Source organism: Streptomyces sp. NPDC005799, from assembly GCF_040630525.1.
GTDB lineage: Bacteria > Actinomycetota > Actinomycetes > Streptomycetales > Streptomycetaceae > Streptomyces > Streptomyces griseorubiginosus_B.
This window is the reverse complement of record NZ_JBEXXQ010000031.1, coordinates 108,075-125,614: the sequence shown is the minus strand read 5'-3', so window position 1 is coordinate 125,614 and position 17,540 is coordinate 108,075. Positions and strand designations below refer to the sequence as shown.

Here is a 17,540-nt window from a genome sequence, read left to right as displayed (position 1 = left end):
CGCCCGGTTACATTTCGAACCCGGAAGCTAAGCCTTACAGCGCCGATGGTACTGCAGGGGGGACCCTGTGGGAGAGTAGGACGCCGCCGAACAATCTTTGGAAGGACCCCTGGTCCCAGCGTTCAGCTGGGACCAGGGGTCCTTTCGTTTTTACAATGCTTGCGGAACCGAAGACAGGAGTCACCATGTCCACCAACTCTCCCGACGACCGACCGGAGCGCGACCAGCGGCGACGGGACAGTGGTGACCGCGGTGACCGTGGCGGCTACCGCGGCAACCGCGGTGGTCAGGGTGACCGTGGCGGTTTCCGCCGTGACGATCGCCGTGACGACCGTCGTGATGGCCGGCGGGATGACAATCGTGGTGGCGGTTACGGTCGTCGGGACGACCGGCGTGACGGTGACCGTGGCCCGCGTCCGGCCTTCCAGCGTGACGATCGTGACCGTGACCGTGGCCCGCGTCGTGACGACCGTGACCGTGACCGTGGCGGCTTCCGCCGTGACGATCGCGGTGACCGGGGCGAGCGCCCGTCGTTCCGGCGTGACGACCGCGGAGACCGAGGCGACCGCGGCGAGCGTCCGGCCTTCCGGCGTGACGACCGGGGCGAGCGGCGTGACAGCGACCGGGGCGGCTTCCGCCGCGACGACAACCGGGGCGGTGGGTACGGTCGCCGTGACGACCGTCCGCGCGACGACCGCGGTGACCGCGGTGGTCAGGGTGACCGTGGCGGTTTCCGCCGTGACGACCGCCGTGACGACCGCCGTGACGACCGTCGTGATGGCCGGCGGGATGACAATCGTGGTGGCGGTTACGGTCGTCGGGACGACCGGCGTGACGGTGACCGTGGCCCGCGTCCGGCCTTCCAGCGTGACGATCGTGACCGTGACCGTGGCCCGCGTCGTGACGACCGTGACCGTGACCGTGGCGGCTTCCGCCGTGACGATCGCGGTGACCGGGGCGAGCGCCCGTCGTTCCGGCGTGACGACCGCGGAGACCGAGGCGACCGCGGCGAGCGTCCGGCCTTCCGGCGTGACGACCGGGGCGAGCGGCGTGACAGCGACCGGGGCGGCTTCCGCCGCGACGACAACCGGGGCGGTGGGTACGGTCGCCGTGACGACCGGCGAGACGGTGACCGTGGCTCCCGCCCCGCGTACCAGCGCGACGACCGCGGTGGACGTGGTGGTCCCCGCCGTGACGACCGCGGTGGGCGCCCCGGGGGCTTCCGCGGGCGGGACGACCGGCAGGGCGGAGGCCGTTTCCGCGACGACCGCGACCGGGACCGCGGCGACCGGGAGCCGATCAAGCGGCTGCCGATCCCCGAGGACGTCACCGGCGAGGAGATCGACAAGGACGTACGGCAGGAGCTGCAGAGTCTGCCCAAGACGCTCGCCGAGGATGTCGCCAAGAACCTGGTGATGGTCGCCCGGCTCATCGACGAGGACCCCGAGGGCGCGTACGGCTACTCCAAGGTCGCCCTGCGGCTCGCCTCGCGCGTGGCCGCCGTACGGGAGGCGGCCGGGTTCGCCGCGTACGCGAACCAGAAGTACGCCGAGGCGCTCGCCGAGTTCCGGGCCGCGCGGCGGATGACCGGCAGCGCTGAGCTGTGGCCGCTGATGGCGGACTGCGAGCGTGGCCTCGGGCGGCCCGAGAAGGCGCTGGACATGGCCGGGGCGCCCGAGGTGCACAAGCTCGACAAGGCCGGGCAGGTCGAGATGCGGCTGGTCGCGGCCGGCGCCCGGCGTGACATGGGGCAGCTGGACGCGGCGATCGTGACACTGCAGAGCCCCGAGCTGGCCTCCAACTCCGTTCAGCCGTGGACCGCGCGACTGCGTTACGCCTACGCCGACGCGCTGCTCGCCGCCGGTCGTGAGGGCGAGGCGCGGGAGTGGTTCGCCAAGGCCGTCGAGGCCGACCGGGACGGCAGCACGGACGCCTCGGACCGGCTCGCCGAGATGGACGGGGTCGAGTTCGTCGACGCCTTCGACGAGAGCGACGACACCCACGGTGACGATGTCGACCTCGAAGACGTCGACATCGAGGACGAGGACCAGGACGACGAGGACCAGGACGACGAGGACCAGGACGACGAGGACCAGGGCGACGAGGACGACAAGGTCTGACCAAGTCGGTCTGTGAGGACGCGGGGCGGGGCCATACGGTCCCGCCCCTTTTACTTTTGTGTCGGCCCGGTCAGAGGTCCAGTGCCCGCAGCACCAGACCCGACGCCGGTTTCGGGCCGAAGGACGTCGACTTGCGGGGCATGGTCACGCCCTGGCGGGCCAGGTCGCGGACGACCTCCTCGCGGACCGGGTGCATCAGGACCGCCGTACCGCCGTCGCGTTCCGCCTTCGCGATGGTTGCGGCCGTGTCGTGGATGTAGGCGATGTGGGCGGGGGAGTCCTCGGGGATGTGCCAGACGTGGTCGAGGAGGGTGGCGTGCAGGACGGTGGCGTCCAGGGTGCGCCAGGCCGCCGGGCGGTCGGCCGGGATCGTGCGGGCCAGTAGGGCCGGGTCGGGGCGGTCCAGCAGGTGGAAGGCGCCGTCTCCCGCCAGCAGGAAGGCATTGCCCGCGCAGGCCGCGTCGGCGAGGGCCTCCAGGGCTTGTGGCAGGGGGACGTCGAGAAGTCGTACCCGGAACAGGCCTTCCACGGCCTCCAGGGCGTCCGCGACCGGCAGGCCGTGTAGGAGCCGGTGGATGGCGCGGACGCGCAGGGGGTAGCGGGCGGTGTCGACCAGGAGGACCAGGCCGTAGTCCCAGGGACTGGGGGAGGGGTGCTCGGTGCGGAGCCGGCGGTAGGTCGCCCAGCGGTGGTGGCCGTCGGCGATCAGGGCCTGGTGCTCGGCCAGTTCGGTCTGTATGCGGGCCAGGTCGGAGGGGTCGGTGACCGACCAGAGGCGGTGACCGTAGCCGTCCTCCGTGGTGGTGGAGAGCAGGGGCGGACGACCGGCGACGCGTTCCACGATCTCGCTGGTGGCGGCCGACGAGCCGTTGCCGCGGTAGGTCAGCAGCAGGGGCTCGAGGTTCGCGGAGGTGGCGCGCATCAGGGCCGCACGGTCGGCGACCACATGCGGCATGACGTCCTCATGGGGCAGGACCACACCGTCCGACGGGTCGGAGACGCGTAGGGCGCCGATGATCCCGCGTTGCAGCATGCCGTCGTCGTGGCGCTGTTCGTAGACGTACAGGCCCGGTTCGGGGTCGGTGGTCAGGACGCCCTCGTCGAGCCAGCGGCGCAGGGTGTCCGAGGCCTGTTCGTTGCGGGCCTGCGGGGTGGGGGCCTGCGGGAGGATCAGGCGGACGATGTTGTGCGGGTCGGAATCCTGCAGGTGGTGCAGGCCGTCGGGGCGTACGACGACGTCGTAGGGCGGGGATGTCACGGCGGCCAGGCTGCCGACCCGGTCGGGGTCGTACCGCAGTCCTCGGAACGGGGTGAGTTCCAGGCCTCGGCGCGCCGTTGCTTCCGGGTGACCTGCAGTGTTCATCCCGGCATCGTACGTGTGTCAGTGGCGTGCGGGATGATCGGGGGAAAGCCGTCGAACGAGGAGCGATGCGGAATGAGCCAGAGCGTCAGGACGAGGCCCGAGGGCAGTGGGCAGGCCCTGAGCAAGGCGTACGACACCGCGCTGCTCGACCTTGACGGCGTGGTGTACGCCGGGGGCCAGGCCATCGCGCACGCGGTCGAGTCGTTGGCCACGGCCCGCGAGGGCGGGATGCATCTCGCATACGTCACCAACAACGCGCTGCGTACCCCGGACACCGTGGCCGGGCACCTGACCGAGCTGGGGATTCCGACGGGCGCCGACGACGTCATCACCTCGGCCCAGGCGGTCGCGCGGCTGATCAGCGAGCAGGTGCCGGAGGGGAGTCGGGTCCTGGTGATCGGCGGTGAGGGGCTGCGGGTCGCGTTGCGGGAGCGGGGGCTTCAGCCCGTGGAGTCGGCGGAGGACGAGCCGGTGGCGGTCGTGCAGGGGTACGGCGGGCCCGAGTTGCCGTGGGGGCGGTTCGCCGAGGCCTGTTACGCCATCGCGCGCGGGGTGCCCTGGTACGCCTCCAACACCGACCTGACGATTCCGAGCGCCCGTGGGATCGCGCCCGGCAACGGCGCGGCCGTGGAGGTCGTGCGGATAGCGACCGGCGCCGAACCCCAGGTGGCGGGCAAGCCGTTGCCCCCGATGCACCGCGAGACCATCCTCCGTACCGGCGCCCGGCGGCCGTTGGTGGTCGGGGACCGGCTGGACACGGACATCGAAGGGGCGTTCAACGGTGAGGTCGACTCACTGCTCGTCCTCACCGGCGTCACGGACGGCGCCCAACTGCTCGCCGCGCCCCCGCAGCACCGGCCGACGTACGTCGACGCCGACCTGCGCGGGCTCCTCACGGGACAGCCGGAGGTCGGTGAGGCGGGAGGGGGCTTCCGGTGCGGCGGCTGGACGGCGACGGCGGGTGCCGAGCGGCTGGAACTGGACGGTGACGGAGAGCCGTTGGACGGGCTGCGCGCGCTCTGTGCCGCCGCCTGGACGGAGGCCGGTGAGGGTGTGTGCGAGCTGGAGACGGGGAAGGCGCTGGAACGGCTGGGGTTCTGAGCACCGGGGATCGAGTTCTCAGTACCGGGGATCGGGCGCCGATGCGAGGGTAGGCTAACCTAACCTCGTGTTGGTCGACAGTCCTCCAGAACAGCGCGCGGAGACCGCCCCCGCGCCCCCGACCCGCCGGGCGGTACGTGCCTTTGGGCTGCTCGTGTCCGTCGCCGTCTTGGTGCTTGTCGCGCTGGCGAGCATCGCGATCGGCGCGAAGGGGCTCTCCCCGGAACAGGTCTGGCACGGGCTGTTCCAGGACACGGGCACCTACGGCGACGTCGTGGTCGACGAGCGACTGTCGCGGACCGTCCTCGGACTGCTCGCCGGCGCCGCGCTCGGCCTCTCCGGCGCGGTGCTCCAGGCGCTCACCCGCAATCCGCTGGCCGATCCGGGGCTGCTCGGCATCAACGCGGGCGCCTCGGCCGCGGTCGTCACGGCGATCACGTACTTCGGGGTCACCAGCCTGAGCGGCTACGTCTGGTTCGCCTTCGTCGGCGCGGCCGCGGTCGGCGCGCTGGTGTGGTTCCTCGGCGGCAGCCGGGGCGCTACCCCGGTGCGGCTCGCCCTCGCCGGTACCGCCATCAGCGCTGCCCTGTACGGCTATCTGCAGGCCGTGATGATCACCGACGACGCCGCGCTCGGCAAGATGCGCTTCTGGACGGTCGGTTCGCTGGCCTCGGCGACGGACTCGACGATCCTCCAGGTGCTGCCGTTCCTCGCTGTCGGCACACTCCTCGCCCTCGGACTCGCCCGGCCGCTCAACGCCGTGGCCATGGGCGACGACACCGCCAAGGCCCTCGGCGCCAACCTCAACCGCACCCGGGCGCTGTCCATGCTCGCCGCGACCGTGCTGTGCGGCGCGGCGACCGCCGCCTGCGGGCCGATCGCGTTCGTGGGGCTGATGGTCCCGCACGCCGTACGGTCCTTCACCGGTCCCGACCTGCGCTGGATCCTGCCGTACGCCACCATCCTGTCGCCCGTGCTGCTGCTCGGCGCCGACGTGATGGGCCGGATCGTCGCCCGCCCCTCGGAGCTGCAGGTCGGCGTCATCACCGCGCTCATCGGCGGGCCGGTCTTCATCTTTCTGGTACGACGGCGGAGGACGGCGCAGCTGTGAAGACCACCCGAGTCCTGCGGACCCCCGGCGGGCTGTCGCTGCGCGTGGACGTGCGTGCCGTCACCGTCGTGGTCCTGCTGCTGCTCGTCGCGCTCGCCGCGAGCGTGGTGCTCATCGGCACCGGCGACTTCCCGATCCCGCCCGGCGACGTGGTGAGGACACTGCTCGGCGACGGCAACGCGGGCCAGGAGTTCATCGTCAGGGAGCTGCGGCTGCCCCGGGTCCTCGTAGGTCTGCTGGTCGGTGCCTCCCTCGGGCTCGGCGGGGCGCTGTTCCAGGCCGTCACCCGCAATCCCCTGGGCAGCCCGGACGTCCTCGGCCTCGGTCAGGGGGCGACCGCCGGGGCCCTCACCATGATCGTGCTGTTCTCCGGGAGCGCGGCCCAGGTCACGCTGGGCGCGCTCGTGGGCGGCCTGGTGACCGGGCTGGCCATCTATCTGCTCGCCTGGAAGCGGGGCGTGCACGGATACCGGCTGGTCCTGGTCGGTATCGGCGTCTCCGCGGTCGTCACGGCGGTCAACGGCTATCTGCTCACCATCTCCGACCTGGTCGACGCGGCCCGCGCGGTCGTGTGGATGACCGGTTCGCTCAACGGGAGGGACTGGGACCAGGTCTGGCCGCTGCTCGCGCTGTGCGCGGTGCTCGTGCCGCTCGTCCTCGCCAACGCCCGCGGGCTGCGGATGATGGAGATGGGCGACGACGTCTCGAACGCCCTCGGCGTGCGTGTCGAGCGCGTGCGGGCACTGCTGATGGTGGCGGCCGTCCTGCTCGTCGCCACGGCCACCGCCGCGGCCGGGCCCGTCAGCTTCGTCGCCCTCACCGCCCCGCAGCTCGCCCGCCGGCTGACCCTCCCCCGCTGGCTCAAGGGCGCGGGAGGTGCCCCCACACCCGGCCCCAACCTGCTGCCGTCCCTGTGCATGGGCGCCGCCCTCCTGGTCACCGCCGACTGGGCCTCCCAGCGTCTCTTCGGCGCCGACCAGCTGCCCGTGGGCGTGGTCACCGGTGTCCTCGGCGGTGTCTACCTGCTGTGGCTGCTGGTCACCGAGCGCAAGGCGGGCCGGATATGAGCGGCTCGGCGAACCCGTACACCTCAAGGAGCACCGTGAACCGCCTGTCCGCCGAGAACGTCACCCTCGCCTACGACCAGCGGGTCATCGCCGAGCAGCTCTCGGTGCAGATCCCCGACAACTCCTTCACGGTGATCGTCGGCCCGAACGCCTGCGGAAAGTCCACGCTGCTGCGGGCGCTGTCGCGGATGCTCAGGCCCAGTCAGGGCCGGGTGCTCCTGGACGGGCAGGTCATCCAGTCGATGCCCGCGAAGAAGGTCGCCCGCACGCTGGGTCTGCTGCCGCAGTCGTCGATCGCGCCCGACGGGATCACCGTCGCCGACCTGGTGGGCCGCGGCCGCTACCCGCACCAGGGCCTCCTGCGCCAGTGGTCCGCCGAGGACGAGCGGGTCGTCCAGGAGTCCATGGCGCGGACCGGGGTCGCCGAGCTCGCCGAGCGGTACGTGGACGAGCTGTCCGGCGGGCAGCGGCAGCGGGTGTGGATCGCCATGGCGCTCGCCCAGCAGACCCCGCTGCTGTTGCTCGACGAGCCGACGACCTACCTCGACATCCAGCACCAGATCGACGTGCTCGACCTGTGCGCCGAGCTGCACGAGGAGCACGGGCGGACGCTGGTCGCCGTGCTGCACGACCTCAACCACGCCGCCCGGTACGCCACGCATCTGATCGCGCTGCGCGAGGGGACGGTCGTCGCCGAGGGCGCGCCGAAGGACATCGTCACGGCCGAGCTGGTGGAGGAGGTCTTCGGGCTGCGCTGCCAGGTGATCGACGACCCGGAGACGGGCACGCCACTGGTGGTCCCGGCGGCGCGCACGGCACGCGCGCGCGTGGTGGCTACAGAAGCTTCCTGAGCTGGAACAGGTCGCGCAGGCCCGCCTCCAGCTTCACCCGGCCCGAGCCCCACGCCTTGGCGAAGTTGAGCTCGCCGTTGACCAGGGCCACCAGGTCGTCACCCTTCATGGTGAGTCTGATCTGGGCCTTCTCCGTCGGAGAGCCCTGGATCGTGTCCTGGACGACGATGCGGCCGCCGGTCATCCGGCCGACGAAGGTGATGTCGAGGTCGGTGATCCGGCAGCTCACCGAGCGGTCCAGGGACGTCGCGGTGCGGACGTCCCCCTCGGCGTGCTGCATGTTGTCCGAGAGCTTCTCGAGTGCGGCGCGGCACTCCTCGATCGTGGCCATCGGGATCGACGGTACCCCAGGGCTTCGGGGTAGCGTCTGGGCATGAGCGACACAGTGCCGGAGGGCGACGGCCCGCAGGAACCACCCGGGCCGGTGGACGAACCCGCGTACGACCCCGCCGCCCCCGCCCCGCTGAACGTCCCCCGCATCCCGACCGGCAACGCCGAGGTCGACGCCCAGCTGGAGCGGCTCGGCGACGCCGACCACCTCGCCACGGACGGACATCTCGAGGTGTACGAGGATGTACACCGGGGGCTGCGCGACGCGCTGACCGCGCTCGACGCCCGACCGGAACCTCCGGCGCCCTCACCGTCGTACGGCACGAGGGGGCCTTCACCCTCGTATGGCAACAGGAGCTGAACCGAACGTGGCAGGAGTCGCTCGTCGCCGTCTGGACGCGGAGCTGGTGCGCCGCAAGCTCGCGCGCTCGCGTGAGCACGCCGGGCAGCTGATCGCGGCCGGGCGGGTCACCGTCGGCAAGACCGTCGCGACCAAGCCGGCCACCCAGGTGGAGACCGCCGCGGCGATCGTCGTCGCGGCCGACGACAACGATCCCGACTACGTCTCGCGCGGCGGGCACAAGCTCGCGGGCGCCCTGCAGGCGTTCGTGCCGCGGGGGCTCGTCGTCGCGGGGCGGCGGGCGCTGGACGCCGGCGCCTCCACCGGCGGTTTCACGGATGTACTGCTGCGCTCGGGGGCCGCGCACGTCGTCGCCGTCGACGTCGGCTACGGACAACTCGCGTGGAGTCTGCAGAGCGATGAACGCGTCACCGTCAAGGACCGTACGAACGTACGCGAGTTGACGCTCGAAGCGATCGATGGGGAGCCTGTGGATCTTGTCGTGGGGGATCTGTCCTTCATCCCGCTCGGCCTGGTACTGCCCGCCCTGGTGCGGTGTGTGAAGCCGGATGCCGATCTGGTGATGATGGTCAAGCCGCAGTTCGAGGTGGGGAAGGAACGGCTGGGCAGCGGGGGAGTGGTACGGAGTCCGCAGTTGCGGGCGGAGGCGGTACGGGGTGTGGCCCACAAGGCGTGGGAACTCGGACTCGGGGTGAAGGGTGTCACCGCCAGTCCGCTGCCCGGACCCTCCGGGAACGTCGAGTACTTTCTGTGGCTGCGGGCCGGAGCACCCGAACTGGACCCGGCCGATGTCGATCGTGCAGTTGCGGAGGGGCCGCGTTGACACAGAACCGAGCTCGTACGGTTTTCCTGCTCGCCCACACGGGACGGCCGGCGGCCATCCGCAGCGCCGAGCTGGTCGTGAAGGGGCTGCTGCGCGAGGGGATCGGGGTACGGGTCCTGGAGTACGAGGCCGCCGACCTGCCGCTGCCGGAGGAGGTGGAGCTGGTCAAGGAGGCCACCGCCCAGTGCCTCGAGGGGTGCGAGCTGCTGATCGTGCTCGGCGGCGACGGGACGCTGCTGCGGGGTGCCGAGTTCGCTCGCGCGTCCGGGGTGCCGATGCTGGGCGTCAATCTCGGGAGCGTGGGGTTCCTCGCGGAGGCCGAGCGGGACGACCTCGACAAGGTCGTCGACCGGGTGGTGTCGAAGTCGTACGAGGTCGAGGAGCGGATGACCGTCGACGTCGTCGTTCACCGCAACGGGGACATCGTGCACACCGACTGGGCTCTGAACGAGGCGGCCGTGCAGAAGGCCGGGGCCGAGAAGCTGCTGGAGGTCGTGCTCGAGATCGACGGGCGGCCGGTCACGGGGTTCGGCTGCGACGGGATCGTGCTGTCCACGCCCACCGGGTCGACCGCCTACGCGTTCTCGGCGGGCGGGCCCGTGGTGTGGCCCGAGGTCGAGGCGCTGCTGATGGTGCCGATCTCCGCGCACGCGCTGTTCGCGAAGCCGCTGGTGACCTCGCCGAACTCCGTGCTCGCCGTCGAGCTGCTGCCCCACATTCCGCCGGGTGTGCTGTGGTGCGACGGGCGGCGGACGTTCGAGCTGCCGCCGGGGGCGCGGGTGGAGGTGCGGCGGGGTGCGGTGCCGGTGCGGCTGGCTCGGCTGCATCACGCGTCCTTCACCGACCGGCTGGTGGCGAAGTTCGCGCTGCCGGTTTCCGGATGGCGAGGAGCGCCGCACTGACCCTTCGGGACATCCACTCGCCCGAGTGACAGGGTGCCTCGCGTATCTCCGTCCCTACCTCGTAAGGTCGTAGCCGTGCTGGAAGAGATGCGGATACGGTCGCTCGGCGTCATCGACGACGCGGTCGTCGAGCTGTCGCCCGGGTTCACCGCCGTCACCGGTGAGACGGGTGCGGGCAAGACCATGGTCGTCACCAGTCTCGGGCTGTTGCTCGGCGGCCGGGCGGACGCGGCGTTGGTGCGGATCGGGGCCGAGAAGGCCGTCGTCGAGGGCCGGATCACCGTGCCCGCGGACGCCTCCTCCGTGGTGCGGGCCGAGGAGGCCGGGGCCGAGCTCGACGACGGGGCCCTGTTGATCAGCCGTACCGTTTCCGCCGAGGGGCGGTCGCGGGCGCATGTGGGCGGGCGGAGCGTGCCGGTGGGGCTGCTCGCCGACCTGGCCGACGACCTGGTGGCCGTGCACGGACAGACCGACCAGCAGGGACTGCTGAAGCTGTCCCGGCAGCGGCAGGCGCTCGACCGGTACGCCGGTGAGGCCGTGGCGGGGCCGCTCGCCAAGTACGGCGAGGCCCATCGCCGGCTGCGGGCCGTCTCCGTCGAGCTGGAGGAGATCGTCACGCGCGCGCGTGAGCGGGCCCAGGAGGCCGACATGCTGCGCTACGGCCTCGAGGAGATCGCCGGCGTCGAGCCGCGGGCCGGGGAGGACGTCGAGCTGGCCGAGGAGGCGGAGCGGCTCGGGCACGCGGAGGCGCTGTCGTCCGCCGCCACGGCCGCGCATGCCGCCCTCGCCGGCAATCCCGAGGACCCCGAGGGCATCGACGCCGCCACGCTCGTCGCGGGGGCCCAGCGGGCGCTGGACGCCGTGCGGTCGCACGATCCCGCGCTGTCCGCGCTCGCCGACCGCATCGGGGAGATCGGGATTCTCCTGGGAGACGTGGCCGGGGAGTTGGCTGGCTACGCCGACGACCTGGACGCGGATCCCCTGCGGCTGGCGGCGGTTGAGGAACGGCGGGCCGCGCTCACGGGGTTGACCCGCAAGTACGGCGAGGACGTCAACGCCGTGCTGGCGTGGGCCGAGCGGAGCGCGGCACGGCTGACCGAGCTGGACGGTGACGACGAGCGGATCGACGAGCTCACCGCGGAGCGGGACGCGCTGCGTTCCGAACTGGGCGGGCTGGCACAGGCGTTGACGGACGCGCGGGCGGAGGCCGCCGAGCGGTTCGCCGCGGCCGTGACCGCGGAGCTGGCCTCGCTCGCCATGCCGCACGCGCGCGTGTCGTTCGAGATCCGGCAGACCGAGGATCCCGAGGGCGTGGAGGTCGGCGGGCGCGCGGTCGCCTACGGGCCGTCCGGTGCCGACGAGGTGGAGCTGCTGCTCGCCCCGCATCCGGGGGCGCCGCCGCGGCCCATCGCCAAGGGGGCGTCCGGTGGTGAGCTCTCGCGCGTGATGCTCGCCGTCGAGGTCGTCTTCGCGGGGACGGATCCGGTGCCGACGTACCTCTTCGACGAGGTCGACGCCGGTGTCGGCGGCAAGGCGGCCGTCGAGATCGGGCGGCGGCTGGCCAGGCTCGCCAAGACCGCGCAGGTCGTCGTCGTGACCCATCTCCCGCAGGTCGCCGCCTTCGCCGACCGGCAGTTGTTGGTCGAGAAGACCAACGACGGGTCCGTGACCCGCTCCGGCGTGAAGGTGCTGGAGGGCGAGGAGCGGGTCCGGGAACTGTCCCGGATGCTCGCCGGGCAGGAGGACTCGGAGACGGCCCGGGCCCATGCGGAGGAGCTGCTGGCCACGGCTCGCGCGGACGTGTAGGAGCCGGTGGGGGTGAGTCTCATCACGCGCTCCGTGGGCGGCCGTTGGGACCGGGCGAACGGTCGCTGAGGTCTGTGGTGCGCCCGGGGCGCCTGTGCCGTCCGCGCGCACCAACACTCCACCGGACCGTCGCGGAACGCCCCCTTCTCACTCGTGTGAGTGACCCGGCCCCGGTCTCCGAGCGTTGCCCGGCGCCTCCGCGGTGCCGGAACACCCGTACGTGCTGGCATCCTTGAGTTGGTACGTGGAGGAAACAGCGCGGTACACCCCCACCGCCCGGTCCTTCTGTACCTTCTTCGTGACCGCCCGACGCCGAACCAGGAGCCCCGGCCACGTGAGCCCCGTCAGCAGCCCTACGCCGCACGGTCAGTCGTCGCTGCGCACCGTGCAGGTGCTGGGCGGCGGCAACGCCGGCAGCAGCGCGCATGTGCGCTCGCTGGCCTCCGGGCTCGTCGCGAGGGGCGTGCGGGTGACGGTGTGCGCCCCCGTCGAGGCCGATCACCTCTACGACTTCACGGGCACCGGCGCCGAACACGTGCACGTGCCCCGCAGCAGCGACCCGGGGTCCGTGGCCGTGCTGCGGGAGGCCTGCAGGGACGCCGACCTGGTGCACGCTCATGGACTGCACGCCTCATTCCGCGCCGCCCTCGCGCTCAGCGGACGGCGCACCCCGCTGGTCGTCACCTGGCACAACCACGCGCGGGCCGAGGGGGCCCGGGCGCATCTGCTGCGTCTGCTGGAGCGGCGGGTGGTAAAGGCGGCCACCGTGGTGCTCGGTACGACCTCGGACCTCGTGGACCGCGCGCGCCGGACCGGAGCGCGCGACGCACGGCTCGCCGCCGTGGCGCTGCCCGGCCGCCGCGGCACCGCCGAGCACGACGACCCGGAGCGGCTCGGCTCCAAGATCCGGGCCGAACTCGGCGCCACCGGGCGCCCGTTGCTGATGGCCGTCGGTTCGCTCGACCGGCACCGCGGTTACGACACCCTCCTGGACGCCACCCGCGCCTGGTGCCGCCTCGACCCCGTGCCGCTCGTCGTCATCGCCGGCGAAGGCCCGCTGCGGGGCGTCCTGCAGCGCCGTATCGAGGACGAGGAACTGCCCGTACGGCTCCTCGGGCGGCGCGACGACGCGAGCGAGCTGCTCACCGCCGCCGATGTGGCACTGCTGCCCAGCAGTTGGGAGTCCCGCTCCGTGCTCGTGCAGGAAGCCCTGCACGCGCGTGTGCCGCTCGTCGCGACCCGTGTCGGCGGCGTCCCCGAACTCGTCGGCGACGCCGCGGAACTCGTCCCGTACGGCGACGCGAAGGCCCTCGCCGACGCCGTCACCCGGCTCCTCGCCGACCCCGTCCGACGCGAACTCCTGAAGGACAGGGGCACCCGGCAGGCCGCCACCTGGCCGACCGAGGACGAGACGGTCGCCCAGGTACTGAGCGTCTACGACGAGTTGACGCAGCCCCGACCCCTCATTTAGGGATCTAGGGCACGTGTCGGCGCGCCCTGAGCGCCAGGCTCAACGCCAGTACGGTCTGTGGGTCTTCGAGGTCCGTGCCGAGCAACTCGCCGATGCGGGCGAGGCGGTTGTAGAGCGTCTGCCGGTTGAGGTGGAGTTCGCGGGCCGTTTCCGCCTTGCGGCCCGCGTGCGCCAGGTACGTCTCCAGGGTGGGCAGCAGGGGCGGCCGGGAGCGGTCGTCGTGGTCGCGCAGGGGGCCGATCGCGCGGTCGACGAAGGCCGCGAGGTCGGGGTGGTCCCGCAGCCGCCACAGCAGGAGGTCGATGTCGAGGCGGCGGGCGTCGTACCAGGGACGGTCGGTCAGGCCCTGCGCCGCCGTCGCCGTCTCCGCCGCGTGCCGCAGCCCCGCCGACGCTGCCGCCCAGCCGCCCGCGACGCCCACGACCACCACCGGCGGCTGCGCCCCCGGCCGCTGCATGCCGGCCCGCTCCACGCCGGCCCGCAGCGCCGCCGCCACCCGGTCCGCGACCGCCGGGCGCTCCGACTCCGACCGCAGGCCCAGCAGGACGAGGACACGGCCCTCGACGGGCCGTACGCCCAGCAGCACCGGCACCCCCACCGAGGCCAGTTCCTCGGAGACGGCACGCGCCAGCACCGCCCAGCCGCCCCCGGGCGACAGGGCGTCCCCGAGCCGCATGACGACCGGCAGCAGCGGACTGGTGCCGGGCTTGAAGCCCAGCACGCGCGCCTGCGCCGGCGCGTCCTCGGCGGTGATCCGGCCCTCGGCGAGGTCGGTGAGGAAGTCGCCGCGCCCGCGCGCCGCCAGCTCCTCCTCCTGCCGGGCCTGCATCAGCACCACGGCGAGGATGCCCGCAGCCCGCTCGGCCGCCATCCGGTGGACCGGCACCAGCGGCGCCCTTACGGGCAGCAACACCAGCCGTGCCCGCACGGAACCGGTCCCCGGGCCGCCCCCGGGGACGTCCACCAGCACGGAGCCGGACGGCGGGGTCTCCTTGTGCTGGCCGCGTAGCCCCTCCCACACCTGGAGCGGGTCCGCGCCCTCGGGGCCCTCCCCGGCGGCGTACAGGAGCTGGCCGTCGGGTGTCTCCAGGAAGACCGGGTTGCCGCAGAAGCCGGCCAGGATGCCCAGCACCTGGGGCACCCCGCCGCCGCCCAGCAGGGCCTCCGTACAGCGGCGGTGCACCTCCTCGGCCCGCTGGAGCAGCGCGTAGTGGCCGTTGACGATCTCGGTGTGGATCTCCTCGGTGACCGTCACGAAGGGCACCTCGCGGTGCAGCTGGACCAGCGGCAGACCGGCCGCGCGTGCCGTGTCGACGAGGGCCGCGGGCAGACGTGTGAAGCGCGGGCCCAGCTCGACGACGAGGGCGGCGATACCGCGTTCGGCCAGGGTGCGGACGAACACGCGCTGGTCGGCCGGGCGGGTGCCGAGTCCGTAGCCGGTGGTCAGCAGCAGCTCGCCGCCCTTGAGCAGCGAGGCGATGTTGGGCACCTCGCCCGCGTGCACCCAGCGCACGGTGCGCTGCAGCCGGTCGGCGCCCGCGAGCACCTCGGGCAGCCCGCTGCGCAGCCCGGGCAGCTCCAGCGCCCGCTGAACGGTGATTCCGGCGCCCTGGGTGGCGGGTCTGCTGTCCGTGCCGCTGTCCATAGCCGGACGCTACCTGCGCGGATGCCGCCACAACAGCTCAGGGCCGACGCGAGCGCCCTCGGGGCACGGGGAATTGCTTGACCGGCCGGGGCGGCACCGCGAGGCGCGGACGTCCTCGAGGCTCCCCCGGCGGGGCGGCTGAGCGCTCCGCCGGAAGCGCGGCGAGGGGCCGTCGGCCGACGTGGACCCACCCGCGCCGACCCAGCCGGGGGCGTCCTGGGCGATCGAAACGTCCGCGGCGCCGTCGTGGCTGGTCGCGCCCACGTGGCGGAGCCGCATGTCGACCGCCGGCCCCGCACCCCGTCGAACGCCACCGAACCGCGGCGGACCCGCCAGGTCCGTTCAGCCGCCGTAGGCGCCCGATGCCGTCAGGCGCAGGGCCGTGTCGATGAGCGGCACGTGGCTGAAGGCCTGGGGGAAGTTGCCCACCTGGCGCTTGAGACGCGGGTCCCACTCCTCGGCGAGCAGCCCGAGGTCGTTGCGGAGCGAGAGCAGCTTCTCGAAGAGCTTCCTCGCCTCGTCCACGCGGCCGATCATCGCCAGGTCGTCGGCCATCCAGAACGAGCAGGCCAGGAAGGCCCCCTCGTCGCCGGGCAGGCCGTCGACGCCCTCGCTGTCGCCCTCGGTCGGGTAGCGCAGGATGAAGCCGTCCGGGGTCGACAGCTCGCGCTGGATGGCCTCGATGGTGCCGATGACGCGCTTGTCGTCGGGCGGCAGGAAACCCATCTGCGGGATCAGCAGCAGCGAGGCGTCGAGCTCCTTGGAGCCGTACGACTGCGTGAAGGTGTTGCGCTCCTTGTCGTAACCCCTTTCGCACACGTCCCGGTGGATCTCGTCGCGCAGCTCCTTCCAGCGCTCCAGCGGGCCGTCCGCGTCGCCGGACTCGATGAGCTTGATGGTGCGGTCGACGGCGACCCAGGCCATCACCTTGGAGTGGACGAAGTGCCGGCGCGGGCCGCGCACCTCCCAGATGCCCTCGTCCGGCTCGTCCCAGTGCTGTTCCAGGTAGCGGATCAGCTTCAGCTGGAGGAGGGAGGCGTAGTCGCTGCGGGCCAGGCCCGTCATGTGGCCGAGGTGCAGGGCCTCGGTGACCTCGCCGTACACGTCGAGCTGGAGCTGGTGGGCGGCGCCGTTGCCGACGCGCACCGGCGCCGAGTTCTCGTAGCCGGGCAGCCAGTCCAGCTCCGCCTCGCCCAGCTCGCGCTCGCCCGCGATGCCGTACATGATCTGCAGGTTCTCGGGGTCGCCGGCGACCGCCCGCAGCAGCCACTCGCGCCAGGCGCGGGCCTCCTCGCGGTAACCGGTGCGCAGCAGCGAGGACAGGGTGATGGCCGCGTCACGCAGCCAGGTGTAGCGGTAGTCCCAGTTGCGGACGCCGCCGATGTCCTCGGGGAGGGAGGTCGTCGGCGCGGCGACGATGCCGCCGGTCGGGGCGTACGTCAGCGCCTTCAGCGTGATCAGCGAGCGGATCACCGCCTCGCGGTAGGGGCCGTGGTACGTACAGTGCTCGACCCACTCCCGCCAGAAGTCCTCCGTAGCCTCCAGGGAGGCCTCCGGCTCCGGCAGCGGCGGGGGCTCCTTGTGCGAGGGCTGCCAGGAGATGGTGAAGGCGATCCGGTCACCGGGGGCGACCGTGAAGTCCGAGTACGTCGTCAGCGACTTGCCGTAGGTCTCGCACTCGGTGTCGTACCAGACCGAGTCGGGGCCGGCGACGGCGACCGTACGGCCGTCGTGCTTGTGCACCCAGGGCACGACACGGCCGTACGAGAAACGCATGCGCAGGGCCGAGCGCATGGGGACGCGGCCCGAGACGCCCTCGACGATCCGGATCAGCTGCGGGGCGCCGTCACGCGGGGGCATGAAATCGGTCACTCGGACCGTGCCGCGCGGGGTGTCCCACTCGGATTCCAGGATCAGCGAGTCGCCGCGGTAGCCGCGCCGGGCCGCCCGCGGGGGCTGGGCGTCGGAGGCGTGGGCGGGGCCCAGCCGCCAGAAACCGTGCTCCTCGGTGCCCAGCAGACCGGCGAAGATGGCATGCGAGTCGAAGCGCGGCAGGCACAGCCAGTCCACCGTGCCGTCCCGGCAGACCAGGGCAGCGGTCTGCATGTCTCCGATGAGTGCGTAGTCTTCGATGCGCCCGGCCACGTGCAACTCCAGTCGAACGGCCACGTCACCCCCAGCAGGGGGCTGTCGCTATTGCGGTCAAGGGGTCGTTGTAATGCGTCGTTGAGCGGTGAAGCAAAGCAGTCGTGCCTGCCGTGTGGCAAAACGACAATTGATGCTCAACGAACTGACGAGCTCTCGTTGTTCCGGTCATCACGTGCGGGGGTGGTGACGTGTATCCGGCCGGGCTCGGCAGCGAGTGTCCGAGCAGGATACGACGCACGTAGATGATCTGTGTGCCGCTCCCGGCAACCGGGATCGGCCGAACGGGTGAGCAACCGTCGGGAAACAGCGGAAGAAGTGCACGTCCGTGGCGGTCCGTGTGCGGAGCGTGCCCGGAAGCCGTCGGCTGCGGTCGCTGATACCCTGGTAGCCCGTGGACCGGTGGGCGAGAAAACCCCGGAACCGCAACCCAGACCGCGACCA

The 17,540-nt window shown here is 72.4% G+C and carries 14 protein-coding genes and 1 rRNA gene; 11 read left to right on the top strand and 4 right to left on the bottom strand.

Annotated elements, in window-relative coordinates:
• Both rrf and ABZ453_RS28555 read left to right on the top strand, forming a co-directional pair.
• A 5S ribosomal RNA gene (gene rrf / locus ABZ453_RS28560) occupies positions 1–92 on the top strand; the annotation flags it as partial.
• Positions 93–1,307: 1,215 nt separating this feature from the next.
• Positions 1,308–2,120 (top strand): hypothetical protein, encoded by an 813-nt coding sequence (locus ABZ453_RS28555; RefSeq protein ID WP_359019115.1) that lies wholly within the window; start codon positions 1,308–1,310, stop codon positions 2,118–2,120.
• 70 nt (positions 2,121–2,190) lie between these two features.
• Here the strand turns inward: ABZ453_RS28555 and ABZ453_RS28550 are convergent, their stop codons facing one another.
• Positions 2,191–3,483 carry a DUF1015 domain-containing protein gene (locus ABZ453_RS28550; RefSeq protein ID WP_359019102.1) on the bottom strand — a complete coding sequence of 431 codons (1,293 nt, stop codon included), beginning with the start codon at positions 3,481–3,483 and terminating at the stop codon, positions 2,191–2,193.
• Positions 3,484–3,555: 72 nt separating this feature from the next.
• Between ABZ453_RS28550 and ABZ453_RS28545 the strand changes: the two genes are divergently transcribed.
• The 4 genes from ABZ453_RS28545 (at position 3,556) to ABZ453_RS28530 (ending at position 7,613) form a co-directional block, all read left to right on the top strand.
• Entirely contained in the window at positions 3,556–4,584 is a 1,029-nt protein-coding gene (locus tag ABZ453_RS28545; protein ID WP_359019100.1) for an HAD hydrolase-like protein, read from the top strand.
• A 67-nt stretch (positions 4,585–4,651) separates the two neighbouring features.
• Positions 4,652–5,695 (top strand): iron chelate uptake ABC transporter family permease subunit, encoded by a 1,044-nt coding sequence (locus ABZ453_RS28540; protein WP_359019098.1) that lies wholly within the window; start codon positions 4,652–4,654, stop codon positions 5,693–5,695.
• A complete protein-coding gene (locus ABZ453_RS28535; protein ID WP_359019096.1) occupies positions 5,692–6,762 on the top strand; it encodes an iron chelate uptake ABC transporter family permease subunit in 1,071 nt (356 codons plus the stop codon). The genes ABZ453_RS28540 and ABZ453_RS28535 overlap by 4 nt, the downstream gene beginning before the upstream one ends.
• Positions 6,759–7,613 (top strand): ABC transporter ATP-binding protein, encoded by an 855-nt coding sequence (locus ABZ453_RS28530; protein ID WP_359019094.1) that lies wholly within the window; start codon positions 6,759–6,761, stop codon positions 7,611–7,613. The genes ABZ453_RS28535 and ABZ453_RS28530 overlap by 4 nt, the downstream gene beginning before the upstream one ends.
• Here ABZ453_RS28530 and ABZ453_RS28525 read toward each other — a convergent pair.
• Positions 7,597–7,944, bottom strand: coding sequence for an SCP2 sterol-binding domain-containing protein (locus tag ABZ453_RS28525; RefSeq protein WP_359019092.1), 348 nt, complete (start codon positions 7,942–7,944; stop codon positions 7,597–7,599). The genes ABZ453_RS28530 and ABZ453_RS28525 overlap by 17 nt on opposite strands.
• A gap of 42 nt (positions 7,945–7,986) precedes the next feature.
• On the opposite strand from ABZ453_RS28525, the gene ABZ453_RS28520 reads away from it, so the two are divergent.
• From ABZ453_RS28520 to ABZ453_RS28500, 5 genes are all read left to right on the top strand, one after another.
• Entirely contained in the window at positions 7,987–8,304 is a 318-nt protein-coding gene (locus ABZ453_RS28520) for a hypothetical protein (protein WP_359019090.1), read from the top strand.
• Between the two features lie 7 nt (positions 8,305–8,311).
• Positions 8,312–9,127 (top strand): hemolysin, encoded by an 816-nt coding sequence (locus tag ABZ453_RS28515; RefSeq protein ID WP_359019088.1) that lies wholly within the window; start codon positions 8,312–8,314, stop codon positions 9,125–9,127.
• Positions 9,124–10,029 carry an NAD kinase gene (locus ABZ453_RS28510; protein WP_133047303.1) on the top strand — a complete coding sequence of 302 codons (906 nt, stop codon included), beginning with the start codon at positions 9,124–9,126 and terminating at the stop codon, positions 10,027–10,029. Before ABZ453_RS28515 ends, ABZ453_RS28510 begins: the two co-directional genes overlap by 4 nt.
• 87 nt (positions 10,030–10,116) lie before the next feature.
• Positions 10,117–11,835, top strand: coding sequence for a DNA repair protein RecN (gene recN / locus ABZ453_RS28505; protein ID WP_359019113.1), 1,719 nt, complete (start codon positions 10,117–10,119; stop codon positions 11,833–11,835).
• 334 nt (positions 11,836–12,169) lie between these two features.
• Complete coding sequence (locus ABZ453_RS28500; protein ID WP_359019085.1) at positions 12,170–13,306, top strand: glycosyltransferase family 4 protein; 1,137 nt, start codon at positions 12,170–12,172, stop codon at positions 13,304–13,306.
• Between the two features lie 4 nt (positions 13,307–13,310).
• Here ABZ453_RS28500 and ABZ453_RS28495 read toward each other — a convergent pair whose 3' ends face one another.
• Together ABZ453_RS28495 and ABZ453_RS28490 are read right to left on the bottom strand one after the other, a co-directional pair.
• Positions 13,311–14,951, bottom strand: coding sequence for a PucR family transcriptional regulator (locus ABZ453_RS28495; protein WP_359019083.1), 1,641 nt, complete (start codon positions 14,949–14,951; stop codon positions 13,311–13,313).
• A 342-nt stretch (positions 14,952–15,293) separates the two neighbouring features.
• A complete protein-coding gene (locus ABZ453_RS28490) occupies positions 15,294–17,096 on the bottom strand; it encodes a glycoside hydrolase family 15 protein (protein ID WP_359019111.1) in 1,803 nt (600 codons plus the stop codon).
• Positions 17,097–17,540 lie beyond the last annotated feature (444 nt).